The sequence below is a fragment of the Veillonella tobetsuensis genome (genome assembly GCF_002959935.1).
GTDB classification, from domain to species: domain Bacteria; phylum Bacillota; class Negativicutes; order Veillonellales; family Veillonellaceae; genus Veillonella; species Veillonella tobetsuensis.
Map to the genome: position 1 here is coordinate 397,924 of NZ_PPDF01000008.1, position 22,920 is coordinate 420,843.

At 39.2% G+C, this 22,920-nt stretch carries 26 protein-coding genes; 5 read left to right on the forward strand and 21 right to left on the reverse strand.

Features of this window, described 5'->3' with window-relative positions; translation table 11 throughout:
* Positions 1 to 8 precede the first annotated feature (8 nt).
* Together VTHSUH11_RS04955 and VTHSUH11_RS04960 are read left to right on the forward strand one after the other, a co-directional pair.
* Positions 9 to 683, forward strand: a complete 675-nt coding sequence (locus tag VTHSUH11_RS04955; protein ID WP_059364265.1) for a response regulator transcription factor — start codon at positions 9 to 11, stop codon at positions 681 to 683.
* Positions 661 to 2,067 (forward strand): sensor histidine kinase, encoded by a 1,407-nt coding sequence (locus tag VTHSUH11_RS04960; RefSeq protein ID WP_105092838.1) that lies wholly within the window; start codon positions 661 to 663, stop codon positions 2,065 to 2,067. Before VTHSUH11_RS04955 ends, VTHSUH11_RS04960 begins: the two co-directional genes overlap by 23 nt.
* Before the next feature lie 136 nt (positions 2,068 to 2,203).
* On the opposite strand, the gene VTHSUH11_RS04965 is transcribed toward VTHSUH11_RS04960, so the two are convergent.
* From VTHSUH11_RS04965 to pta, 6 genes are all read right to left on the reverse strand, one after another.
* Positions 2,204 to 3,514 (reverse strand): DUF445 domain-containing protein, encoded by a 1,311-nt coding sequence (locus tag VTHSUH11_RS04965; RefSeq protein ID WP_059364269.1) that lies wholly within the window; start codon positions 3,512 to 3,514, stop codon positions 2,204 to 2,206.
* A complete protein-coding gene (locus VTHSUH11_RS04970; protein ID WP_105092839.1) occupies positions 3,511 to 4,746 on the reverse strand; it encodes a DUF445 family protein in 1,236 nt (411 codons plus the stop codon). The genes VTHSUH11_RS04965 and VTHSUH11_RS04970 overlap by 4 nt, the downstream gene beginning before the upstream one ends.
* Positions 4,747 to 4,850: 104 nt before the next feature.
* On the reverse strand, positions 4,851 to 5,552 hold the full coding sequence (locus VTHSUH11_RS04975) for an MBL fold metallo-hydrolase (RefSeq protein WP_059364274.1): 702 nt from the start codon (positions 5,550 to 5,552) through the stop codon (positions 4,851 to 4,853).
* 259 nt (positions 5,553 to 5,811) lie between these two features.
* Complete coding sequence (locus VTHSUH11_RS04980) at positions 5,812 to 6,168, reverse strand: winged helix-turn-helix transcriptional regulator (RefSeq protein ID WP_105092840.1); 357 nt, start codon at positions 6,166 to 6,168, stop codon at positions 5,812 to 5,814.
* Between the two features lie 375 nt (positions 6,169 to 6,543).
* Positions 6,544 to 7,338, reverse strand: a complete 795-nt coding sequence (locus VTHSUH11_RS04985) for an HAD family hydrolase (RefSeq protein WP_105092841.1) — start codon at positions 7,336 to 7,338, stop codon at positions 6,544 to 6,546.
* 199 nt (positions 7,339 to 7,537) lie between these two features.
* On the reverse strand, positions 7,538 to 8,536 hold the full coding sequence (gene pta, locus VTHSUH11_RS04990; RefSeq protein ID WP_105092842.1) for a phosphate acetyltransferase: 999 nt from the start codon (positions 8,534 to 8,536) through the stop codon (positions 7,538 to 7,540).
* Between the two features lie 297 nt (positions 8,537 to 8,833).
* Between pta and VTHSUH11_RS04995 the strand changes: the two genes are divergently transcribed.
* Positions 8,834 to 9,511: a lactate utilization protein gene (locus VTHSUH11_RS04995; RefSeq protein WP_105092843.1), complete on the forward strand. Its 678-nt coding sequence runs from the start codon at positions 8,834 to 8,836 to the stop codon at positions 9,509 to 9,511.
* An 88-nt stretch (positions 9,512 to 9,599) separates the two neighbouring features.
* Here the strand turns inward: VTHSUH11_RS04995 and VTHSUH11_RS05000 are convergent, their stop codons facing one another.
* Together VTHSUH11_RS05000 and VTHSUH11_RS05005 are read right to left on the reverse strand one after the other, a co-directional pair.
* Positions 9,600 to 9,902, reverse strand: coding sequence for a helix-turn-helix domain-containing protein (locus VTHSUH11_RS05000; protein ID WP_105092844.1), 303 nt, complete (start codon positions 9,900 to 9,902; stop codon positions 9,600 to 9,602).
* A 209-nt stretch (positions 9,903 to 10,111) separates the two neighbouring features.
* A complete protein-coding gene (locus VTHSUH11_RS05005) occupies positions 10,112 to 11,470 on the reverse strand; it encodes an NAD(P)-dependent oxidoreductase (RefSeq protein ID WP_105092845.1) in 1,359 nt (452 codons plus the stop codon).
* 293 nt (positions 11,471 to 11,763) lie between these two features.
* Between VTHSUH11_RS05005 and VTHSUH11_RS05010 the strand changes: the two genes are divergently transcribed.
* The gene (locus tag VTHSUH11_RS05010; protein ID WP_105092846.1) at positions 11,764 to 12,957 is read left to right on the forward strand and encodes a MalY/PatB family protein; all 1,194 of its coding nucleotides are present in this window, start codon (positions 11,764 to 11,766) and stop codon (positions 12,955 to 12,957) included.
* 100 nt (positions 12,958 to 13,057) lie between these two features.
* Here the strand turns inward: VTHSUH11_RS05010 and VTHSUH11_RS05015 are convergent, their stop codons facing one another.
* The 5 genes from VTHSUH11_RS05015 to VTHSUH11_RS05035 all read right to left on the reverse strand — a co-directional run bounded on the left by VTHSUH11_RS05015 (position 13,058) and on the right by VTHSUH11_RS05035 (position 17,392).
* Positions 13,058 to 14,635, reverse strand: a complete 1,578-nt coding sequence (locus tag VTHSUH11_RS05015) for a DUF438 domain-containing protein (RefSeq protein WP_105092847.1) — start codon at positions 14,633 to 14,635, stop codon at positions 13,058 to 13,060.
* Between the two features lie 311 nt (positions 14,636 to 14,946).
* Positions 14,947 to 15,576 carry a superoxide dismutase gene (locus VTHSUH11_RS05020; RefSeq protein ID WP_105092848.1) on the reverse strand — a complete coding sequence of 210 codons (630 nt, stop codon included), beginning with the start codon at positions 15,574 to 15,576 and terminating at the stop codon, positions 14,947 to 14,949.
* Between the two features lie 317 nt (positions 15,577 to 15,893).
* The gene (locus VTHSUH11_RS05025) at positions 15,894 to 16,430 is read right to left on the reverse strand and encodes a cysteine hydrolase family protein (RefSeq protein ID WP_105092849.1); all 537 of its coding nucleotides are present in this window, start codon (positions 16,428 to 16,430) and stop codon (positions 15,894 to 15,896) included.
* 3 nt (positions 16,431 to 16,433) lie between these two features.
* Positions 16,434 to 16,946, reverse strand: coding sequence for a phosphatidylglycerophosphatase A family protein (locus VTHSUH11_RS05030; RefSeq protein WP_105092850.1), 513 nt, complete (start codon positions 16,944 to 16,946; stop codon positions 16,434 to 16,436).
* Positions 16,947 to 17,047: 101 nt separating this feature from the next.
* Entirely contained in the window at positions 17,048 to 17,392 is a 345-nt protein-coding gene (locus VTHSUH11_RS05035; protein ID WP_060923753.1) for a zinc ribbon domain-containing protein YjdM, read from the reverse strand.
* Between the two features lie 204 nt (positions 17,393 to 17,596).
* Between VTHSUH11_RS05035 and VTHSUH11_RS09675 the strand changes: the two genes are divergently transcribed.
* A complete protein-coding gene (locus VTHSUH11_RS09675; protein ID WP_219565824.1) occupies positions 17,597 to 17,668 on the forward strand; it encodes a putative holin-like toxin in 72 nt (23 codons plus the stop codon).
* A gap of 166 nt (positions 17,669 to 17,834) precedes the next feature.
* On the opposite strand, the gene VTHSUH11_RS05040 is transcribed toward VTHSUH11_RS09675, so the two are convergent.
* The 8 genes from VTHSUH11_RS05040 to VTHSUH11_RS05075 form a co-directional block, all read right to left on the reverse strand.
* Positions 17,835 to 18,221, reverse strand: a complete 387-nt coding sequence (locus tag VTHSUH11_RS05040) for a succinylarginine dihydrolase (RefSeq protein WP_105092851.1) — start codon at positions 18,219 to 18,221, stop codon at positions 17,835 to 17,837.
* Positions 18,222 to 18,570: 349 nt separating this feature from the next.
* Complete coding sequence (locus VTHSUH11_RS05045; protein WP_105092852.1) at positions 18,571 to 19,068, reverse strand: ECF transporter S component; 498 nt, start codon at positions 19,066 to 19,068, stop codon at positions 18,571 to 18,573.
* A gap of 111 nt (positions 19,069 to 19,179) precedes the next feature.
* The gene (locus VTHSUH11_RS05050; protein ID WP_105092853.1) at positions 19,180 to 19,473 is read right to left on the reverse strand and encodes a DUF2695 domain-containing protein; all 294 of its coding nucleotides are present in this window, start codon (positions 19,471 to 19,473) and stop codon (positions 19,180 to 19,182) included.
* Positions 19,474 to 19,529: 56 nt separating this feature from the next.
* Positions 19,530 to 20,294, reverse strand: a complete 765-nt coding sequence (locus tag VTHSUH11_RS05055) for a leucine-rich repeat domain-containing protein (RefSeq protein ID WP_105092854.1) — start codon at positions 20,292 to 20,294, stop codon at positions 19,530 to 19,532.
* A 78-nt stretch (positions 20,295 to 20,372) separates the two neighbouring features.
* Complete coding sequence (locus VTHSUH11_RS05060) at positions 20,373 to 20,879, reverse strand: YfbM family protein (protein WP_105092855.1); 507 nt, start codon at positions 20,877 to 20,879, stop codon at positions 20,373 to 20,375.
* Positions 20,880 to 20,910: 31 nt separating this feature from the next.
* A complete protein-coding gene (locus VTHSUH11_RS05065) occupies positions 20,911 to 21,453 on the reverse strand; it encodes a hypothetical protein (RefSeq protein ID WP_105092856.1) in 543 nt (180 codons plus the stop codon).
* A gap of 1 nt (position 21,454) precedes the next feature.
* Positions 21,455 to 22,051, reverse strand: a complete 597-nt coding sequence (locus VTHSUH11_RS05070; RefSeq protein ID WP_105092857.1) for a hypothetical protein — start codon at positions 22,049 to 22,051, stop codon at positions 21,455 to 21,457.
* Positions 22,052 to 22,092: 41 nt separating this feature from the next.
* Positions 22,093 to 22,902, reverse strand: coding sequence for a hypothetical protein (locus VTHSUH11_RS05075; protein ID WP_105092858.1), 810 nt, complete (start codon positions 22,900 to 22,902; stop codon positions 22,093 to 22,095).
* Between the last annotated feature and the right edge of the window lie 18 nt (positions 22,903 to 22,920).

The window sequence follows — 22,920 nt, forward strand, 5'->3', positions numbered from 1 at the left end:
ACAAACATATGAAGATTTTACTTGTAGAAGACGAAGAAATGCTAAATGGTATTACGGCCAAATATTTACGTGCAGAAAATATGACTGTTGATACATGTTTCAACGGTCAACAAGCTATCGATTATGTGAATACATCTAGCTATGACGTAATTGTTATGGATATCATGATGCCTGTATTAGATGGTATCAGTGCACTGGCACAAATTCGTAACGAAGGCAATACAACACCTGTTTTATTGTTAACTGCGAAAGATTCCTTGCAAGATAAGGTGACAGGCCTAAATACTGGTGCTGATGATTATCTAGTAAAACCTTTCGACCTTGAAGAGTTAACAGCTCGTATTTATGCGTTGGCACGTCGTAATGCGCGCCATGCACAAAATGATATTAAGGTTGGTCCTTTAACTATCAATGTACCTCAACGTACAGTAAAACGCGACGGCGAAGCTATTACATTAACAGCTAAAGAATTTGATTTATTGTATTATTTAGCAAGTAATGAAAACATCGTATTATCCCGTCAACAAATTCTTGATCATGTTTGGGAATACGATTATGAAAGCTACTCTAATCTAATTGATGTATATATTAAGGATCTACGTAAAAAGATTGACACGGATGAAAATGTGAAATTAATTCAAACCGTTCGTGGAGTAGGATATGTCCTCAAAACTGAAAACTAAGGACCAAGGTCACGACCTTAATTCTATGTCAGGTGCTTTTAAGCACCTATGGAATCGTATGCCTTTGACTTTGAAAATTATGCTATGGTACACATTATTATTGAGTATCCTCTTAATTTTCATGTCCATTTTTTACTACAACTATATAGGTACGGCACATAATACGGAAATCCGAGAACGTCTACAACAACAAACGCTTATGATGTCAACGGATATCCGCAAGTTCAAGCCCTACGAAGACGGAACATTTTATCTTGTTTACACGCAGGACGGCTTGATTACGAAAGGGTATCTGCCAGATGGATTCCCAAATCAGTCTAATTTATCCCTTGGACAGGTCGGCGAAATTCAAGCCAATGGCATGACCTTCTACTATTACGATGTGCCAATTAATGCACCAAATTATCGGGGATTTTTGCGTGCCATTACGAGCCAAAAAATCACCGATCAAAATGGTAGCACGATTTACACTTTATTATTGCTTATTATCGTCGCTTTACTCATATCTTCAATCGGCGGTTATATATTCATCAAAAAAGGCCTCAAACCTTTGCGTAAATTAACACATACGGCAAAGGTTATCGGTAAAAATAACGACCTTAGTCGTCGTATTGAATTACCGGATATCGCAAGAGATGAGGTCTATGAATTAACCACCACATTTAACCGTATGTTATCAGGTCTCGAGGATTCATCCAATCGGGAAAAGCAATTTAGTTCGGACGTATCCCACGAATTACGTACGCCTATTGCAGTCATTCAAGCTGAAAGCGAATATGCCATTAAATACGCGCGAACACCGGAAGAAATGAAGGAAGGTCTTGTTCATATTTTAGAGCAAACTAAATTCATGTCCTCTCTTGTGTCGCAATTATTAGATGTGGCGCGATTAGAAAATAACTATGAAATGAATGTGGCCCCTGTAGACGTAAGTACTATGTTAAAAAACCTAGTCCACGATTACACCCGTTTATGTACAGAGAAAAACATTGTCATTAACTCCTCTATCGATAACGATTTAGTTGTTACAGGACACGAAGTATCACTGCGTCGCGCTATAACAAATCTCATCGATAACGCCATTAAATTTACAAAATCCACTATAGATATAACCGCCAAACGCAACGAGTTATACTTGGTCATCGAAGTAACCGACAATGGTATTGGTATCGAAGCAGACAATCTGTCTCAGATATTTAATCGGATGTACCAAACAGAGCAATCACGCAATAAAAAATCTAATCACGGTATTGGCCTCGGCCTTTATTTCGTAGATAAGGTTGTGCATTTGCATCATGGTACAATCACGGCTAAAAGTGAGTTAGGTGTATTTACTACATTTATCATCAAACTACCACTATCCGATACAGAAGATATGGAATAATAATTTAATATAACAAAAATATAACACCCTTCTAGATAAGGTTATTCCTCATACGCGAGAGTAACTTGTTATTTAGAAGGGTGTTTTTTACGTAATATGTTATGAGCTTCGAAATACTACGAAATGCTAATGTATATTAAATGAAAGCCCCTATAAATGGCGTATACACATATTCCAAGAAAATCCAGGTAACAAGACCTGCTACAGCGCCCACGATAGCACCATTAATACGAATCCAACTCAGATCATCCTCCACCTTAGACTCGATAAAGTAAATAAATTTATCTGTACTAAGGCCACCTAACACTTGGCGTATGATAGTTTCAATGAGGTCATAGCCTTGTTCTAATACGTATCGTGCAATATCGTGTAATGTGACTTCAATACGGTTTCGAAGGTCTTCTGATTGTCCATACACAGCCCAGAGTTCAAGGGCAATATTGACGAGGACTTGAGCTGGCGTTTCACCATTTTCATCTCCTACGAGCAGCAATTCCTCTACATAAGGGCATAAATGGTTTTCAATGATAGATTCCCAATCCTGTTCTCGAATCCATCGTTCCCAAGCCTCATCGAGAGCTCCACAAACTTCATGATTCTCCTCAATATGGCGAATAGGATCGACCCATTGGCGAAGCCACGCAGTCCGTTCCGGACTATTAGGACGCTTCCAATTTTCAAGCATAGCGTAGGACTCTTGAACAATGGCCTCTGCCATTTCATGGTAATTAACAACATCTGTAGCTTCGGACATAGAAATAAGAAAATCCGACCAAAAGCCTTTTCTTTTTTTCTTGTGCGCTTCTTCGGCTACAACAGCAGTCAACCAAGTGACCATAGCGGGATGATTAATCCGTTCTTGAATTACATTCAATACCTGTACAACCATACCTTCGTAGCGATTATGCTCACATAAATCGAGCAATACATGTTTTAACACAGGTACTAGCGAATGTTTTTCAAGTAATGCTCGTATACGTTTCGCTCCCCATTGAGCCCATTCCTCATTACTTTGAGATTTCCACAGCAAATGCAAACCTTGATGAATGACGAGGCGTGCTGCCCGTTGCCCTTCTGGAGATAGTAAAAACTTTTCAAATAAAGGTACAAATTCCACCTTATTCAAAAGCACTTGGCAACGCTCTTTAGTAAGCATCTTCGTTTCTACAAGCTTAATAACACCATTAATAAGGCGGTCTTTATTACGTGGAATCAGCGCCGTATGATAGGGAAATCCTAGAGGCTTACGAAACAGTGCAGTCACAGCGAACCAGTCCGCTACACTGCCGATGAGTGCAGATTGCACCGCCCAATATAACGGTTGGTACCAGCTTTCACTATCAAAGAAAAACTGACCGATAAAGACGAAGCAATAGAGCACCGCCATCAGGCCTAAAATACCATTAGCTCGTTGCTTCAAGGTAAGTGATTTAAAGTAGCGAATCATCCAATCACCCCCTTAACAAGGGTCGTAAGGCCATAGAATAGACCGCCCAAAACGGCCCCTACAAGGGATCCATTAATACGGACCATTTGTAAATCATAATACATTTTTCCACGTACAATTTGGGTAATCTCATCCGGCGAATAACGAGACAATTCTTGTCCCACCACACTGTCGATAAGAGGATTCAATTTTTGTAACCACGGAATGCTGCGCAACAAGAAGAATCGTTCAAATGGCGCCTGCTTATCAGGATTTAGAAGAATTTCATTGCCAAGAACATTAAAACGGTCAATCAAAATATCCATGAGACGTGCCCAATCGAGTGTGTCGCCATCGATGAGCTTTCCTTCCCATTCTTCAAGAACCATTTTAACCCATTGATCTTTATGCTCTTCAATAAAGGCTTGCCATTCCTTGTTTGTTTCCAGATTATTAAAGAATCGAATCGCTTGCCCCCATACGTAGCGACCTAGCGCAGAATCGATGGATTCGTTTTCCTTGAGAAATTGAACGGCTTTTTTCTGTACCGTTTCCACCAATCGTTCTGGTGAAAGCCCATCACCACCAAAGGCAATAGCCAGCTCACGGAAGAAAGAGTCCTTCGTATAGGTTTTCATAATGTCTAGCATAACGCGATACAAGTACGGATATACCTGATTAGATGCAATAACACGCTGACAAGTACGATTAAAATAGAGCCAGAACACACTAGCAGTATGGCGTTCTAACATACAACGACCAAATAAGATAACAAGAGGCGTTGCCTTCCAATTAGATATACCTTTATAAACAGCCTTGTTAATCTCTTTACGCATTGGTTCAATATCCATATGGGATAATACTTGATTACCAACACCATATAAAAGATCTTTAATCTGTTTTTGCCCAATATCACTCATGCCGTATTCAATGATACGGACCATAACGCGCTCTTTTTTGATGGCATAGTACATTTGTGGCACACGAAGTAATTCCTCGCTAAGCATGGTACGTCCCATTTGAATAAGTCGCTCCTTGCTACGTGGCAAGATAGCTGTCTTAAAAGGAATACCTAAAGGCTTAGTAAAGAGTGCCGTTACCGCATACCAGTCTGCAAGACCACCAATCATAGCAGCCCCTGAGATGTGCATCACAAAAGCCCAAAACATATCGTGTCGTTGGGGATATGAAATTAAGAATATAATCGCCATGACAACTAATAATAATGTTGCCATTGGTTTAGTTTTCATCATCACTTGATCCTAACTTGCTAAATTACGTATATAGACTCTCCCCATATAACGTAGTGACCACGTGGGCCACGAACTTTCACATACTACACATTGTGAAAGTATATTTAAAAGGTGCATTCATCCCCTTCTCTTTGAGGTTCCCATACAGGAATATCCCCAAAGAGAGCGTTAAAATACACAGATGGAGTCCATAGTGGACCATTTAGATGCATTGGAATAAATGCTTTCTTCACCTCTACACGGCGTAAAAATTCAATACTGCCCCACTCCATAGCGTCTTCGAGACGATTATCTACAGGGAACATGGCCACATCTACAGACAAGCCCTCTAGTTCCTTAAACTCACGCCAAGCCATTCGCTTTGCGTCTGCATTGTTCTCTGGCGTATCGCCAAGCCAGTGCCACCAGTTGAGATCACCGGCATGGAAGATAGAGTCAGAGTCGATATTTGCTGTATCCGTTTTCACATAGAAGGAACCACCTTCATCGGTGCTGCCATACATATGGATACCTACATCATCTAATGTGGCATCTTGACCAGGACGCATGGTAATACACTTGCGAACCTTACCTTCTAATGGCACATCTTGATGGCAAATATAGCGCGTTTGAGGGCCATCAAATTCTGTAATAGACGGATTAAAATGATCTCCGTGAGTATGACTCACAAAGAACCACAGCTCACGACCACGCTTAGCCAGTTGCCAAACAATATTATTAGGATCTTTATAATAATCAAACACATAGCAACGCTTACCATCATCTACGAGGAAGCCACTGTGTGCAAGAAAAGTTACATCTAACATAATTATCAATACCTCTCGCTTAATGAGAATTTATATCATTCGTATTATTTATTATACCATATTTTTCTATATACGTTTGTGTAAAGGAAGGCCCTATTTCCAAAAAGCCTCCACCGGCCGGGTCTGTCCCTATGGGACAGGGCCAAAGTCGTTTTTTGAAAACAGGGCCTTCCTACACTTAGTACATTAGAAAATTTAGGTATAATGAAGAATACGAATTGATTTTTGGAACAAGGATAAGAAATACCGCTGACATTTCTTACATGCGGCCAGCGGCTTTCATATAGTCAATATATTGGTTACCCCAAGTTTCAAGGGATGCAAGAACTGTTTTAAATCCAGCCCCCACTTCGGTAAGGCTATATTCAACCTTTGGTGGAATAGTACCGTATACTTCACGGTGTACGAGGCCATCATCCTCTAATTGGCGCAAGGCTCTTGTTAGTGTTGCTTGTGTAATTGGATGTAAGCGGCGCTCTAATTCTCGGAAACGCACAGGCCCTTCGGCTAATTCGTGCATGATCAATAAAGACCACTTGCCAGCTAATAACTTTTGACTCGTTGCAAAAGGACAGCGGCCCACTAAATCATGAATATTTACGAGTTGCTCTGCCATTGTAATTCTCCTTCTCTATATAGCTTAAGTAGCTCGTTATAACAAAGCTAAACCTCTATAGTTAAGCTCGACTATGTATAGCTATACTACTATTTCCATTTCAAGATTAGAAATAGTTCTTTCTAATGTAGTTCAAATCATATCACAAATTTATCGTATTGCAAGCCTTTTATAGTATCTTTTTTTATGGTACAAAGCTTTTTGAAAATTTTTCAATTAGTATTCAACACTGATTCTCTATACACGAAAGAACCGCTAGTAAAAACTAGCGGTTCTTTCGGTATCTTATTTCATATTTACTATATTAGTAATACAGTCTTTTACGCTACATAGTTCCTGAACAAAAGTTTCTATGTTAGCGGATTTTATCAGATGTTATCCCAATAATGTTTTCACATCATAGTTAAATTTAGCGGTTGTTTCAGCAGCTGTTTTCTGCCATTCTGTAGGTGCCGTACCGTCTTTTTCAAGGAAGAACCCAGAGTCAAGGTAGCGAATGATGATATAGTTAGAATCCTTTTGATCAAACCAGTTACCACGACTGAAGTCGATACCATGACCTGTGTTACGAGTTACGATAGCTTCTAATAAAGGCAACGTAATGGCATTCAAGGTGATTTTCATATCACATTTGTCGAAAATCTTTTTGAAGAAGGAACTAGGTTTTTCTTCTTTATAGACTAACAATTTACTAATTGTACCATTAGATGCACATATTACGCGGCGAATTTCATTAATAGGGATATCAATCTTACCATTTGAGATAACACCATTTTTAATGGTGATTTCTCGTTTCCCCATGTAGGAGTAATCAAGTGGCAATTGAAGGGTATCTAAATTTGCAGGGAATTCCGCTGTCAATTTATGGCGAGCAAAGGCAGCAATAATTGCTTTTGTTTCACGAATGTTGTGACCAGTATTAGATTCTGTGCGGTCCGTATCTAAATCTTGGCCTTCTATATTTTTCCAATTATGGTCTCTAAACATAATCGTATAGTTACTATTTGAATTTAGATATCTTGTAAGATATAGCTCATTTACATCTTCAAAATCAATATCAGTTATAACCGTACCATTAGCATCTTTACAGAGCACACCATTGTAACTAATTATTAAAGTACGATCATTGCTTTCAAAAACAACGGGATGTGTGTCGAATACAGAAATCATAGTTCTCTCCTTTTACGCTTTAAAGTACAACATCATTTGCAGATATTAATGCCATGTGTCATAAATAATACATCAAGATTAGTATTATTCTAGATAATTTAATAATACACTATTTGAAGCCATTTGCCTAAACAAAAAAGCTGATTCCGAAGAATCAGCTTTTTAATATGTCATTGAAACGTATCAAATGAAGTTGAAATTAGATACTTTCAACAGCAGCGATAGCCGCAACGTCTACAACGTCTTGAGCAGAGCAGCCACGAGAAAGGTCATGGATAGGTTTAGCCAAACCTTGAATCAATGGACCAATAGCGTCAGCGCCAGCGAAACGTTGAACTAATTTGTAACCAATGTTAGCAGATTGAAGATCAGGGAAGATCAAAATGTTAGCTTTACCAGCCACATGAGAGCCAGGAGCTTTCTTTTCTGCTACGGAAGGAACGATGGAAGCGTCCAATTGTAATTCGCCGTCGAATTTGAAGTCTACATTACGTTCTTTCAAAATGTTAACAGCTTCTACTACTTTGTCTACTTCTGGAGTGGAAGCGGAACCTTTAGTGGAGAAGGACAACATGGATACGCGAGGATCAGCCATACCAACAATTTTGCGAGCTTTTTCTACAGTGGATTCTGCAATATCAGCTAATTGTTCGCTAGTTGGGTTAGGCAATACGCCACAGTCGGAGAAGATGAGTACGCCATCATCACCATATTCTTTTTTATTTGTGAACATAATCATTGTGGAAGATACAGTTTTAAGGCCTGGTTTAGTACCTACAACTTGTAATGCAGCACGCAATACGGATGCAGTTGGAGTTGCGGAACCAGCAACCATGCCGTCTACTGCGCCAAGACGAACAAGCATAGCGCCGAAGAATAAGCAGTCGCCTTTCATAGTTGCGTCAGCTTTTTCAGGAGTCATACCTTTTTTAGCGCGCAATTCTACGAATGTATCAACCATTTCTTGGTAACGAGCGTAGTTAGCTGGATCGATGATTTCAGCACCTTCGACGGATACGCCAGCAGCTTTAGCAGCTTCAGCGATTTCAGCAGGATTACCTACTAATACAGGTGTGCAGAAACCTTCTTTTAAAATAGTTTCAGTAGCTACCAAAACGCGTTCGTCTTGGTACTCTGGCAACACGATTTTTTTACCTAATGGTTTTACTTGGTCTTTTAATTTTTGAATTAAATCCACGATTTTTGCCTCCTTAACATTGGCATTATGCCATATCAATACTATTATTATAGCAAATTCAACCTATTGATAAAAGTAAAATTTATTTGTTAGCCTATCATTCCTAATTCTATTCCTTTTTGTTGAAAGTTGAAATCCATTCCAACTTTTCTAATTTTTAACAATCATTTTGGATTTCATTATATTGAATGCCATCCATATAAACGATACAATAGTATTAATAAAACTATCTAACTCAATCATTCTTGCTACAATAGCAGCAGAAAGATTTCTACTAATATATTATTAGGAGGACTCATGGCCAATACAGAAACAACAATCAACGCAGTTATCAATCCTCAACTCAACGATACTCCTATTGATATAGAGAAAACCATCAAGGCTTTGGAGCGCAATAAATTTGTGGTCAACTATTTCGAAACAGGCGTTGAAGCTGTCAATTATTTACAATCTCGTATTCAAGATAAGAGCGTAGCCATTGGCGATTCCCGCACTCTAATGGAGCTCAAGGTTCATGATGCCTTATCCGAGGTCAACAAGGACATAACAGATATACAGCGACCTTTACCTGGTGAAAGTTTCCGGGACACCGCATTACGCACCATGGGCCGCGAAGTATTCCTCACATCTGTTAACGCCTTGGCTCAAACGGGTGAAATGGTCAATATCGATGGCACCGGTAATCGTGTAGCAGCCTCTCTATTTGGATCGCAAGAGGTCTTTTTCGTACTGGGACGTAACAAAATTACGCCTGACTTAGCCTCGGCTATTTACCGAGCACGCAATGTGGCGGCACCTCTGAACAGCAAAAAAAATAAAAAAAGTTCCCTCAATCCTTGTGCCAAGCTAGAAGAAAAATGCTATGACTGTGGTTCGCCTGACAGGATTTGTAACGCCTTAACGATTTATTACAAGAAAATGCGCAACATGCAAACCATGGAGGTTATTATCATCAATGAGGATTTAGGATTTTAAATAAAGAAACGGGGCACTCTGTAATATGTGCCCCGTTTCTTTGTAGTATATCAATAGTAATATCTAGATTAGTCCTCCAAGATACGCATCAATGAAATTCCATATGTCTGTGTTCTATGGCGTGAAAATCAATAAACCCCACATTAGGTCCCGCGAAAAAGGTATCAAGTGTCATATTTTCAAAGCCACTGATTACTCTACACAGTGTGGACATACGAGGATCAACATTCCCCTTCTCCAATCCACTGATATAAGACTGCAGTAATCCAGTTCGTCTTGCTAATTCTTGTTGAGTCATCTGAAAATGCCGGCGCCATAATAGAATGAGAACGCCTAAGTGTTGGATAGCCTTTTCTGACTGTGCTTCACTACATACGATGTCAAACGTCATAGAAATCTCACCTTCCACTCACAACAATAGCAAATCTTTGACCTCAACATACGGCAAATTTTTATAGGGGACCACAATAACTTGATTAGTGATGACATATAAAAACAAATCCCTTGCAATACATTCATATCACAAGGGATTATTATTCATATTATGTTATGGTCGCATAAACATACACTCATACAAGTATATTCTTGTACATTATTTTCTTATTTATTCGCTTCTGCAATGGTCATAGCACGTTTGATTTCCATGTATTTAACCATGCCATCAACGGCTTTTTTAGCTTCGCGCATAGCAAGTACTACAGTGGCTGGTTTATGCACTACGTCGCCACCGGCGAATACGCCTTCACGGCTCGTCATGCCGTACGGTTCTTCGGATGTAAGAATATAACCTTTTTCATCAACACGGAGGTTATTGCCTTCACCAACAAGGCGTGCATTAGGTTTATGACCAGCAGCGATGATGATTTTATCTACAGGCATAACTTGGTATTTACCTGTACCATGGATACCAGCACCATCTTCATTAAGAGCCATCACTTCGTATTTAAAGCCTTCTACCTTATCTGTACCTTCTACGCCCACTGGAGATGCGAACCATTGGAATTGAACGCCTTCAGCACGAGCTTCTTCGTATTCGGATAATAATGCAGGCATTTGCTCTTGGCTACGACGGTATGCTACAGTGACAGATTCACAGCCTAAACGTACACATGTACGAGCCGCATCCATCGCTACGTTACCGCCGCCGATGATAACAACGCGGTCCCCTTTTTTCACAGGAATCGCATTTTTTTCAAGTTCGCCATTCTCTACAAGTTGTACATTAGTTAAGAGGTACATCGCTTGGAATACGCCTGTAATTTGATCATTTTCCATGCGTACTTCTTGAGGAATATGCGTACCAGTACCGATGAAGATAGTATCAAATCCTTCGGCGAATAAATCATCTAGAGATTTGTCTTGACCGATAAATGTATTACATACGAATTTAACACCTAAACCTTTAAGACGAGCGATTTCACGACGTACAACGGATTTAGACAAACGGAATTCTGGGATACCGAATAATAATACGCCACCTGGTTCGGATTGACCTTCAAATACGGTTACATCATAACCTAGTTTCGCTACGTCACCTGCAACGGATAAGCCCGCAGGGCCAGAACCAACAACAGCTACTCTGCCAAGATCTTGTTTAATTTTCTTAGGTTTGCGCAATTCATTGATGCTTTCAAAATCAGCAGCAAAACGTTCCAATTTGCCGATGTTGATAGGCGGTTTCTTAGCCTTATTCATGATACAGTTACCTTCGCATTGATTTTCACGAGGGCACACGCGACCACAGATAGCTGGCAAGTTTGTACGTTCCGCCAAGATATCGTTGGCTAAACCAAAGTTACCGTGCGCGATGGCTTGGATAAAACGAGGAATTTCGTTTTCAATAGGACAGCCCATACGGCACAAAGGTTTTGGACAGTTTAGACAGCGTTTCGCCTCAGCGAGCGCCTCCTCCATCGTGTAATCCGCATCAAAGTGAAGGGGTTTCAATTCATTACTCATGGCACATGCCTCCTTAACAGGATCCAGTACTATACTTATATTAGCCTTTCCATATAGCGGCATAGTTCGATGAAGCAAACTCACATATGAACATCGCCCACTATATACGGCCAAGAATTTATCATTTGTAACCATTCGATATGAGTGTGGTCACTGGTGAGACACACACTATTCTATAGTACATTTTAAATTGTGAAAGCGAACTCCGTCAAGAAGCTGAGCTACAATATGCTTATTTTATATACATTTATTGCTATAATACATACATACAATACAACAAATGAGGTATTACCATGAACACAACAGACTTTACCAAAACATACTATATAAACCGACGCGGTACGCATTCCCGCAAGTGGGATGGTGAGCACTTAAAATTTAGTCGCACCGACCTATTACCACTGTGGGTGGCAGACATGGATTTCATGACGCCACCATGCCTACAAGAGGCGATTGCAAACTATGTGAAAACAATGCCTTTAGGCTATACCATGACAAATCCTAATTACTTAGATGCGGTCATCAATTGGTACAAATGTCGCCATAATTGTAATTTGTCTAAGGACTGGCTCACCAGCGCTCCAAATGTCATTACAGGCATTATGTGGAGTATTGGGGCTTTCACAAAACCAAATGATGCCATTGCCGTTCTAAGTCCTGTATACGGTGCCTTTGATACGAGCACTAGCGATGCACAGCGCCATATTGTTCCAATAGCTATGAGGCGTACCACGGACAATCGATACACTGTTGATTACGACGCATTCGAATCCACCATCATACAACGAGATGTGAAGCTATTTATTCACTGTAATCCGCATAATCCAGTAGGTCACGTATGGACCGAAGCAGAAATGGCCCAATTATTTAGCATCTGTAAACGCCACGATGTACTCATCATCAGCGACGAGATTCATCAAGACCTTATCACAGGCCCTATTCCATTTAGGTCAGCCTTATCCGTATCTAACGGAGCCTATGCGGATAATATGATAACCATGTCCTCTGTATCAAAATCGTTCAATATGGCCAGTCTACACCATGCGGAGGTCATCGTCCCTAACGATGAATTACGGAGCCAATACAATGCATATAAAGCACTTGTATACCATACAGACTCGGACGTTATCGCAGAAACGGCTATCACGGCGGCCTACACCCATCCAGAAGCCGAGACTTGGCTCAACGCTGCACTCACAGTCATTCGTGAAAACTACGACTATCTATGTCGTGAGCTACTATCTGCCCTTCCTAAGCTACGCATTAGCCCTATGAATGGCACCTATTTGGCATGGATAGATTTTGGCGCCTACGTAATGGCTGACCATATGCACGATGTATTTGAAAACCAATGCCGCATTGCCCCTAGCTTTGGCGAATGGTTTGGTGGTGAAAGCTACGCCACCTTTGTGCGTCTAAACTTAGCAACAAGTTTAACCAATATTAAGGTAGCTACACATAGCATCATTGAACATATACAACCTTAGCCCTATGTAATCTATAAAAAATCTACTTCCCATATAAAAAGCTGCTCTAGTATCAGTCCTAGAGCAGCTTTTTTGTATATGGTCAGATTATATAATTTTCTTATTTAGATCTAGCGAAATGATCCTTTGCAAATTGCATGTCTTGTACGAGTTCTAATGTACCAATATAGTTATTATGTTGGTCACGAACAGCCATGTAGTTTACATAGAATGGACGGCCTTGTTTTTCAAGCCATACGGCCACATTATCGCGGTCACCTTTACGGAAAGAATCAATGATACCGCGTACAATTGGTTCTACCTTTGGCGGATGACAGGAATACACGTCCCGGCCAATTGCTGTAGTAGGACGTTTGAATACCTTTTCACCATCGTTGAAATAACGGTTAATATCTTCATGGTCAACGAAGGTTACCTCCATTGGCATTGTATTGAGCATAGCATCTAGTTGCTCTAGGGTCATGCTACCACCGATAAGAGCAATGGTGTTATCTGTTGCACTGGCTGGTGCATGACTATCAGCCAAAGCAAGTTCTGCCTCTGTCCAAACAACGCGTTCTACGCCAAAGATTTCTTCATACTGTGCGGTATCTTTGTAAATTTGGTACCATTCTTGAGCTGTAAAGTTTTCCGCACAAAGTGGGAATAGGATATTTTGTTCCTTGTAAATCATCTCTTGTGCACGGGTTAGGACCGCATCAAAGGCTTCATACCAAGATTCCGTAAAGGTAGCAGACTTAGCTAGTCGACCAAATGTATCGCGAATATCGCCGTCCACAGTCCACATAACCATGGATGGCCCAGAAATATCATAGGCCACTTTTAAGTGCGGATATAGAAGGTCACCTTTTTTAGCATAGTGAATAGATACTTGGCGTACTGCATTCACATCCTCTAAAGTTATAGACTGATTCGCCACCTTAGTCTTAAGAGACTCAATTAACGTATCGAGAGCTTTGTTTTCTTCTGTCAATCGGTTGAGCGGATGACCTACAGTTTCAATGAGGGTCACTACGCTTTGGCTCTTTTCTTGCGCCTCAAGCACAGCCTCAACCTTAGCATGTTCCGCATCCATTTGTTCATGGATGGTAGAACCATGGAACAATGCAGAGTGAAGGTCACATAATTGTTGTACCTCTTCTAAAGGTGTACCTTCACGCATAAGACCTTGTTCGGCTTTCATGATTTCACTAGCCTCAACATGTTTAAACTGACTCGCAAAATCTTCACGAACAGCACCAAGCTCTTCACCAGTACCTAACCGTTTCAAGAAACCTTTCAATTGTTCTACACGTTCGCTATCTGTAACAGTATTCTCTGCATTAGCTTCTACTTTTTTAGTAGCATTAGCTTCTGCATTGTCATTAGCATTAGATGCCTCTGTGTGAGTAGCAGCTGCCTCTGTAGGAGCATCCTTAACAGATGCCTCATCACCATGTAAATTTGGCATTTCACCTTCCAAGGTAAAACCAGCTTTCATGAAAGCGCCTACGATATCGATCATGGATACGCCTTTCATTTTAGCCCCTTTTGGGATAGTCATGATTTTACCAACAGAGTTCAACATCACCTTATTTGTAATTTCGCTGAACCCTAAACTCTTCATAATATCTATTACTTCAGGATATTCTTTTACCAAATCATATACGGATTTGGACAAATCTAATTTCTTTTCCATTTTAATCCCCTCGTGTCAAAAATATTGTGTATTACTTATGTGAGTAGCCCTCTATACGTACCACTGTGTATACAAGGCAATATATACTGTGAAAGGTTTGTCTAACATAACCTATGACACTATGATAAACGATATCGATTAGAAAATCTGTATCCATGGCTATACTTTTGAAAGTTCTTTCTAAAAATATCAACATTTTTATATATAAATAATGGATAGATGATACATCCCCAGTCAAGTATGGAGGGGAATATATCAACTATCCGTTATCTATTAACATATATCTAGTTTTGAGAGGATTTAAAGCTATCTTATTGATGATGAGGTTTCAATGCTTTTTCGTAGTTTTCAGATACTTTATCCCAGTTAATAACGCGGAAGAATTCCTTGATATAGTCTGGACGACGGTTTTGGTAATGCAAGTAATATGCATGTTCCCACACATCCAAGCAAAGAATGGCTGTTTTACCTTCTAACAAAGGATTGTCTTGGTTCGCAGTAGATGTTACTTCTAATTTTCCGTTCTTGTTGGCAACAAGCCATGCCCAACCAGATCCAAAGCGTGTTGCTGCAGCATTAGAAAAGCTTTCAACAAAAGCATCATAGCCACCTAAATCAGCATTGATAGCCTCTTTCAAAGGGCCTTCCAATTTAGACGTATCTGGTTTTGTCATGATTTCCCAGAACATAGTGTGGTTCTTATGACCCCCACCATTGTTGATAACCGCTTGGCGGATGTCCTCTGGCACATTAGCAATGTCGCCAAGGATGCAGTCTACACAACCATATGGAAGATCAGGGTATTTCGCGATAGCAGCATTCAAATTATTAACATAAGCTTGATGATGCTTGTCATGATGCAATTTCATTGTTTCTACATCTATAACAGGTTCAAGATAATCGTAAGCATACGGTAATGGTGCGAGTTCGAAAGGTTTCATAATAGTCCTCCTTGTAATTAGGGCACAAACGATGTTAAAACTATATATCGTTTTTGTGAAAGCAATTCGATGCACCTGCATCAGTATTATAGAATCAATTAATTACATCCAAATACATGCTCATCAACAAGCAATATATTCATGTATGATTTTAATTGATATGAATTATCATTCTTTATATATTGTACTATCTATATAGAAAATCGTCAATATATACACTCCTATTGAATAAAACCATTTAGCTTTGTACACAAGAAAAAGGGTATCGATAGTATATGATCGACACCCTTTACTGGCAATGGAAAGGAAATTTTTTATTAATCAATAACACACTGACACATTTTCATCGTAGCCAATGCTGCTTCATGAGACTCTGGTGTAACCCCAGCACAACACTTTGAATCTACATGAATGGGAACCTCTGGTAATCCAGTTTTTAATAGTAACGCATTAGCTACAACGCAAATATCAGTACAAAGACCTACTAAAGTTATACTTTCAAGAGGTTCAGCGGTATGCATACCTTGTAGTCGCGTTACCAATTCAAAGGAACCAAAATTCGGTTTATCTATAATCATATGAGGATAGATGGTATTACGTTCTTCTGCTGCTTCAACTAAACCATCCATAATTTGCCAACCAATCGTATCTTTCACACAATGTGGCACAGGTAAGTGCTGACCTTCTTGGCTTTCAAGATAATTAGTATCGTGAGTATCTCGTGTAAAAATAACAGGTCCATCAAAGGATGCAATTTTTTGACGTACATTATCCACGATGGCCTGAGCCTCTGGAGAACCAAGAGTACCGTCCACAAAATCATGTTGCATATCAATTACGACTAAAACGTTCATGTTCTATCCCTCCACAACGACATGGTGCACCCGATTCGGCGTATTATGGGCAATGCGCCCTGCTGCAGCTGCCGCCACGGCACCAACTAAATCATCAAGAAATGTATTACAATGACCATCAACTTGGCTATCAAGATTTCTAACAATGCCCGGTTTTACCTTATCAATATAACCATAGTTCGTGAAACCAATGGATCCGTAGAGATTAACAACAGATAAGGCGAGGATTTCATCAATACCAAACAAGGCCTCGTCACGCGTCATAAAGCTTTGCAGTGGCTCAGACAATTTCTTTTGTTCCGCTAATATATCTAATTCTATGCCCGTAATAATTGCATTCTGCGTTTCCCGTTTTTCAAGGACTGCCTGCACGCTTTCTAAACATTCGTCCATCGTCAGATCAGGGATGTAAGGTTGTTGGATACTCATCACAATGTCGGCAATCGCTTGAATCGTAACCCCTCGTTTTTCTAAGAGATCATATGTAAATTTTTTTAATTCCTCTTGAGATATCATAGTTACTCCTCTCAATCATACAACCTACATAACACATTACACTTTAATTATACCACGAAAAAATCCCTACCGATGCATAATCAGTAGGGATTTATTCATAGTTAGATTTTCTTAACCATTTCGGATTTTAATGCCATCGCACCAAAACCATCGATTTTGCAATCGATATCATGGCCATCACTAGCACCAGTAATGAGGCGAATGTTTTTAACACGCGTACCTTGTTTCAAGATGCCCGCACCTTTTACTTTAAGGTCTTTTACAACAACAACTGTATCGCCATCAGCTAGCTCGTTGCCATTAGCATCACGAATGATACCTGCTTCAGCTGCAGCTTGTGCGTCAGCCGCTGTCCATTCATTGCCACACATAGGGCAGATAAACATATGACCGTCTTCGTATGTGTATTCGTCGCCGCACTTAGGGCAGTTAGGTAAATTTGCCATTTAGATCTCCTTTTTTCACTACATAATGAAAGTATTATACCATATAAATAAATATATTCTCTAATCTAGATTAGTGCTTATGCAACCTAAAGTTGTACGAAATTCATCTGTATTTCTCAATATTCAAATTTCGATATATACTAATAACGAAAGAGCCATTAACGTGAGTTAGGTTCATCTCCGTCTTTTGAGGGAGGTGGCATTATGACTGTATACGAAGCATTATCATTAATGATTTTATTCGCTACCCTCGTAGTGTTAATTCTTAAAAAGTAACTAGTAAATAGTTACAAAATAAGATAAACCTAACGTTTAAGACTAAGTACGGCAATACTTAGACACGTTAGGTTTATCAAATTCATGTTTCTTTGATGAGCCTAACGCCTAGAACACGTTAACTGGCTCTTTTATACTTATAGTATAGTCTGAATTTTAGTGACTGTCAATTTACATCGTCCTTAGCGGATATTTCAAAATGAAAAGGAACATAAATAACAACTTCTTCTTTAACATCAATATAACCTATATTCCAAACAGTATTCTTTGCAGACTGTACTAACTCTAAATATATCTCATCATTAAAGGTATGCTCATTCGGCTCTAACTCAACAGAAGTAATACGCCCTTTAATATCTGTTTTTATCTGTAACTCAAAAGTATAATCTCTATCAATCTTTATTCTAAGTACTTTAACAGGAACCTGTAACTGAGATGTTATTTGATCATTAAAAGAACGTTCTATATCCATCATAGCCTTCCCATCATATGCAAAGGCATTAATGGGACTCAAAACAACTATCAATAAAAATAAGCATAAAGCTTTAACCATAAAATTTCACCAATCATACCACACAACATAAAAATACTATCAGCTTTTATATTAACAAAACCGATAAAATATGTCCATTCAGTCCAAATGCCAATCAATTTACAATGATGTCATATTTACTTATCTGGTTCAAGTTGACTATATATAACAATCCCTCTATAATTTATAAATAGATAGCCAACGAGTGGTTCCGTCAGGCTCATCCCAAAACATTATAAAACATGTAGAAATGGCCTTTCGTTTTCAGCTATCTGTTGGTAACGAAGGGTCATTAATAACTACAAAAGGGAGACTCACAACGAAGTCTCCCTTTATTGTTCTATACCAAATCAACTAAACATCTACAATCCTATCCCAATCGTTTACGCAAAATCGCATAGAGTATCATGCTAATAATAACGCTCATAACGGCTTGAATGGTATTAGTCAAAACACCAGCAATGGCTACGCCTGGATCAAATACGAAGTATTCGGCGATGAAGTAGCCTACTACGATGATAATGCCACCTACGATAGTTGCCGCTAAGGCAGAGGTAGTTGTCTTATTGTTATAAACAGTACCGACAAGATAGCCTTCAATGCCTTTCACCACAAAGGTGATTGGTACAAAGACTGCGTAGCCGAGGAACAAATCAGCTAGCGCTGGTCCGATGGCACCAATATAGGCGCCATATTTTCGACCTAATAATAAAGCGGATGTCATAATAACGACATCTCCAACATTGAAATAGCCGCGAATGCCAGGTACTGGAATTTTTGTGTACATGGTAAACAGTGTTGCGAGGGCAATCAATACGGCTGTGAGTACTAACGCAGATGTAGTACTGCGGGTTTGAACGTGTTGCATAGCGTCCTCCTTATAAAAATATAGACATGTGAATAATTACATCACATGCCTATACTATATACTTTTACGGTAACACCTGCAAATACAAGGAATTAACTATTTAAAATACAGTTAAGCGTACTCCTCAAATCGTTCCTCTACATTATAGAGAACCTCACAGTCACAACCGCCACCTTCGTTAACGATCCAGTCTAGTACGCTTTCTACATCTACCTTTTGTTTCTCCAAAAATTCTCTTGTGAAAGTCAGACTATGATCGCAACCATCATTTGCCTCTAATTTCTCGTCTACATAGTCAAAGAGATTCCAAAACAACTCTTCATCCATAGGCAGACTATCTTTAAAAGATTGCTTTTGCTCATTAGCATAAGCCTTTAGTAATTCCTTTTTACGCGCTTTATCCATTATAATTATTTCCTTTTATGTCTTATAAACTATAACTTATAACCTATACTCAGGTCTTATTTCTCATATAATTCTGGTCGTTCTAAGACTGTACCATATTTTAATTTTGGTAGTTTAACGAATTGAGGATACAACTGCTTAACCTCTTTACAAGATTTTAACGTAAGATGTTCTAAATTATTGAGTTCTAAAACAGGAGAGTAGTCTTTATCTATCACCTTTGCCGTTAAAAAACTAAAAAAGCGCAACTGTTTCATATGGCGTAAAAATTCTAATGATTGAACCTTAAGAATTTTAGGCGCTGCGAAGTCACCTTCTAAGGCAAGACTTTCAAGATGTTTTAGATTAGCTAATAGCGCATAATCATCAATTTGTTGAAAGTTTTCAATCGACAGAGCTACTAAATTTACTAATCTTGAAATAGGCTCTAAGGTCGATACACTTCTTCCGGACCCAATGTGTAGATATTCTAGTTCTTGTAAGTTCTCTAATTTTGAAATATCTGGATAAACGCCCCATTTTATATGTAATTTTTTGAGTCTCCGTTGGGCACACACCGCATCAAATAAGTCCTGTGGCATTCTTGTACAAAACATGAGTTCTGTAAAAGTATCTGGATGTTCAACTAAAAAATCACACCACTCCTGTAAAATGCGTTTCTTATCTTTAGCAGAATAAGGCGCATCTAGCTGAGTGCAGTTAATCATCAGCTTGTCTTCACCATCATATTCAGAGACCTCTACCACAGATTTAGGCCGTGCGTCATCCTTATGATAGTAGTCAAAGCCATATTTAATTTGCTTTTCTGTTAACACTGCCATGTTACAATTCCTCTTCTTCGCCAGTCGCATAATCAGTTTGGCTATAACTAGATCCATAGCCAACAAATTTTAACGACCTTAGCAAATCGATACAAGCACATGCCCGTTAGCTTCGAGCACTTGTTTATAGAATCGTTTCATTTGCTCGAAATCATGAAGAATTTCATCTTTGATTTCTTCCTCTTCCTCTTCATAGTCCCAGATATCTGGATATAATTCTGCCTCTTTGCAGGCTTTCATATCAAAAGATTCAAGGGCTTCTTCCATATCAAACTGTTCTAAGGCCGCCACGATATTGGCTAAATGATTGTGTTCTGTATATGCTACATAGTCTGATATATCCTCAACAGCCATTACGCCTAGTACCGCTTGGCTAAGAGGATTTTTATCGTCTTTATGATCAGTACTCACACCAGTAAGCACGAAATGAAGGACATCCCACATCTTGTCGATATCAAGTAATAATTCATCGTCGTCATTCCACTCTTCAACACTTTCAAGAATTTCCTCTTCTTCTGAGCCCATGGCTTTAAGCTCTTTTAAATTTACATCGCTTAAACAGCTATAATTAGCAATTAGTCCCATAATTAAATCCTTTCATAAACTCTTCTAAACATTAGAAAAATAAATTTTCCGATTCTGTAACGCTTCCATCATCTTCATGAAAATAGCAAGTATATACCGGTACACGATGTGCCGCATCATAGAATTTCTGTAAAATAGGAGTCAATTTTATCTCCATGGACATGTTAAAAGCATTCGCAATGGGTTCCCAAAGTTCCATCGGCGAATAGGACATAATATCTAGCTGCTTATTCTGACCATATTCTTCGAGTGTTGCCGCATTAGAATACTTACTTGAGTCACAGTAATCATGCCAACAAATACTAAAAATAATCAAATGAAACAAATCATCCATACTTTCAGCCAAACGACCGGCGGCACCCTCGCTACTCCAATAACCAATAGCTCCGTCCTCCAATAGATGATATTCACCGCCAGTACCATCTACAGCAAATGCCATACCCGGCAAAGAGAATGTGCAGCGACCTTCAGCCGTATCACGTTCCTCCAGCGCATCTAACAATCGAAAATCGAATAGTGTATCAAAATCTTCAGCTAACTTAGCATCATTTCGCAATATATCTAAATAGTCCATCTTACACGCTCCTATTAGCAGAAATTAATTCTAGCAATTTAGCCTCTCCTTCATCAGATGTATCTAATAGCGGAATAGCTAACAAAAGTACTTGCAGGGAGTAATAATAAAAACTAAAGAATAAATCATCAGGGAATACGTCATCTTCCTCAAATCTAAGAACGTCTTCGTCTTCATCATATTCTTCAGACCAAAGGTATTCTTCGTTGAGCATAGCCTCAAAGTTCGGCAATGGATCTGCATGCTCTAGCATAAGACCATCTCGAATGCACTCAGCAATCACAGTAAACAACTCAACCAATTGTTCTGCTAAATACTGCGCTACCGCATTATGAGCGCTCGCTTCTTGAGCTTTCTTAAAAATACGAAGCAAGAAAATCATCGCGAATGGTGTCGCATGCCACAACGTTGATTGGTGCTCAATATTGAGTTCTAACGCCTCACCAGCCGCATCAACAGTTTCAATGCTTTCCATGTTCCACAACACATCAAGCGCCTCAGGGAAATCTGTGGCACGTCCGTAGGTGGTCGTTAACCGATGCCACGGTATATCGTTGACTTGTACAGTTTCTATATATGTTTGAATTGCTGTATCCATTTTAGTTATACCTTTATAATTACATTTTCATGTATCTATCTTTATAATTTCTCAATAACCTCTTTCACCAGTTCATAAGTATCTACGAGACGCAGTTTTCCAACCCTAGGATTATCTGTAATCTCCTCATAGATATCCTCCAACGTACCTGCTGGTGCTAGTTTCCATAGTTTACACGGATAGAGTTCAACGGTTCCGATGACTTCCAAATCATCTAGCAACATACCTAAGTCTTTATGATTGAACCAACAGTCTGTATCGATAGCAAGATTTGTATTATCTTTCCGGCATGCGATTTTGCTGTTTAGAAACTCTTCCATTGTTGGTTTTTCTTCTTGTAAAAGTCGCGTACAGGCTAAATGATATTCGATTTTCCGCGGTGTTTGATCCACGTCAGAGACGAATATAGCTCCATACTCGTTTTCAAACTTAACAGCTAATACGTCGCCCATCTTAAAATGAGGTTCTCTCTTCGTTTTAGATTTACGAACCTTAAACGGCTTTGGATTTTCACTTTGTAGCTGTACGGCTAACTTATCCAATACCTTTTGACGCTGTTCAGGGGCCTTACCATCGATTTCTAGCCAAAACTCATGAGGGCCCTGAGCGATTATATCTAATGCTTTCTCTTTAACATTATCTGGTAGATGCCCTATCTTCCACAACGAATAGGCCACCGCAGTCCAATAAATTTCTGTGTAAAACTCATCAGTACAAAAGTTTTGTTCCTCATTTAAAATCTCAGAAATTATGGTATCAATACTGACGCCATCCTTATACCGCTCAACAATGGCATTATAAATATCATGGCCATCATCACTATCTATGATTTTTACACCATCAATTGCCATAAACATCTCCTTTAAGAC

What these genes read in the sequence shown, in the direction of transcription:
- VTHSUH11_RS05020 (WP_105092848.1), bottom strand. Translation starts at nt 15,576, where the DNA reads ATGAAACCTTTCGAACTCGCACCATTACCGTATGCTTACGATTATCTT.
- VTHSUH11_RS04960 (WP_105092838.1), top strand. Translation starts at nt 661, where the DNA reads ATGTCCTCAAAACTGAAAACTAAGGACCAAGGTCACGACCTTAATTCT.
- VTHSUH11_RS04970 (WP_105092839.1), bottom strand. Translation starts at nt 4,746, where the DNA reads ATGATGAAAACTAAACCAATGGCAACATTATTATTAGTTGTCATGGCG.
- VTHSUH11_RS05060 (WP_105092855.1), bottom strand. Translation starts at nt 20,879, where the DNA reads ATGGGACTAATTGCTAATTATAGCTGTTTAAGCGATGTAAATTTAAAA.
- VTHSUH11_RS04955 (WP_059364265.1), top strand. Translation starts at nt 9, where the DNA reads ATGAAGATTTTACTTGTAGAAGACGAAGAAATGCTAAATGGTATTACG.
- VTHSUH11_RS04965 (WP_059364269.1), bottom strand. Translation starts at nt 3,514, where the DNA reads ATGATTCGCTACTTTAAATCACTTACCTTGAAGCAACGAGCTAATGGT.
- VTHSUH11_RS04995 (WP_105092843.1), top strand. Translation starts at nt 8,834, where the DNA reads ATGGCCAATACAGAAACAACAATCAACGCAGTTATCAATCCTCAACTC.
- VTHSUH11_RS05010 (WP_105092846.1), top strand. Translation starts at nt 11,764, where the DNA reads ATGAACACAACAGACTTTACCAAAACATACTATATAAACCGACGCGGT.
- VTHSUH11_RS05045 (WP_105092852.1), bottom strand. Translation starts at nt 19,068, where the DNA reads ATGCAACACGTTCAAACCCGCAGTACTACATCTGCGTTAGTACTCACA.
- VTHSUH11_RS05005 (WP_105092845.1), bottom strand. Translation starts at nt 11,470, where the DNA reads ATGAGTAATGAATTGAAACCCCTTCACTTTGATGCGGATTACACGATG.
- VTHSUH11_RS05075 (WP_105092858.1), bottom strand. Translation starts at nt 22,902, where the DNA reads ATGGCAATTGATGGTGTAAAAATCATAGATAGTGATGATGGCCATGAT.
- VTHSUH11_RS04985 (WP_105092841.1), bottom strand. Translation starts at nt 7,338, where the DNA reads ATGATTTCTGTATTCGACACACATCCCGTTGTTTTTGAAAGCAATGAT.
- VTHSUH11_RS04980 (WP_105092840.1), bottom strand. Translation starts at nt 6,168, where the DNA reads ATGGCAGAGCAACTCGTAAATATTCATGATTTAGTGGGCCGCTGTCCT.
- VTHSUH11_RS05055 (WP_105092854.1), bottom strand. Translation starts at nt 20,294, where the DNA reads ATGGCAGTGTTAACAGAAAAGCAAATTAAATATGGCTTTGACTACTAT.
- VTHSUH11_RS05025 (WP_105092849.1), bottom strand. Translation starts at nt 16,430, where the DNA reads ATGAACGTTTTAGTCGTAATTGATATGCAACATGATTTTGTGGACGGT.
- VTHSUH11_RS05000 (WP_105092844.1), bottom strand. Translation starts at nt 9,902, where the DNA reads ATGACGTTTGACATCGTATGTAGTGAAGCACAGTCAGAAAAGGCTATC.
- VTHSUH11_RS05065 (WP_105092856.1), bottom strand. Translation starts at nt 21,453, where the DNA reads ATGGACTATTTAGATATATTGCGAAATGATGCTAAGTTAGCTGAAGAT.
- VTHSUH11_RS05040 (WP_105092851.1), bottom strand. Translation starts at nt 18,221, where the DNA reads ATGGTTAAAGCTTTATGCTTATTTTTATTGATAGTTGTTTTGAGTCCC.
- VTHSUH11_RS05050 (WP_105092853.1), bottom strand. Translation starts at nt 19,473, where the DNA reads ATGGATAAAGCGCGTAAAAAGGAATTACTAAAGGCTTATGCTAATGAG.
- VTHSUH11_RS05030 (WP_105092850.1), bottom strand. Translation starts at nt 16,946, where the DNA reads ATGATATCTCAAGAGGAATTAAAAAAATTTACATATGATCTCTTAGAA.
- VTHSUH11_RS05015 (WP_105092847.1), bottom strand. Translation starts at nt 14,635, where the DNA reads ATGGAAAAGAAATTAGATTTGTCCAAATCCGTATATGATTTGGTAAAA.
- VTHSUH11_RS04975 (WP_059364274.1), bottom strand. Translation starts at nt 5,552, where the DNA reads ATGTTAGATGTAACTTTTCTTGCACACAGTGGCTTCCTCGTAGATGAT.
- VTHSUH11_RS05070 (WP_105092857.1), bottom strand. Translation starts at nt 22,051, where the DNA reads ATGGATACAGCAATTCAAACATATATAGAAACTGTACAAGTCAACGAT.
- VTHSUH11_RS05035 (WP_060923753.1), bottom strand. Translation starts at nt 17,392, where the DNA reads ATGGCAAATTTACCTAACTGCCCTAAGTGCGGCGACGAATACACATAC.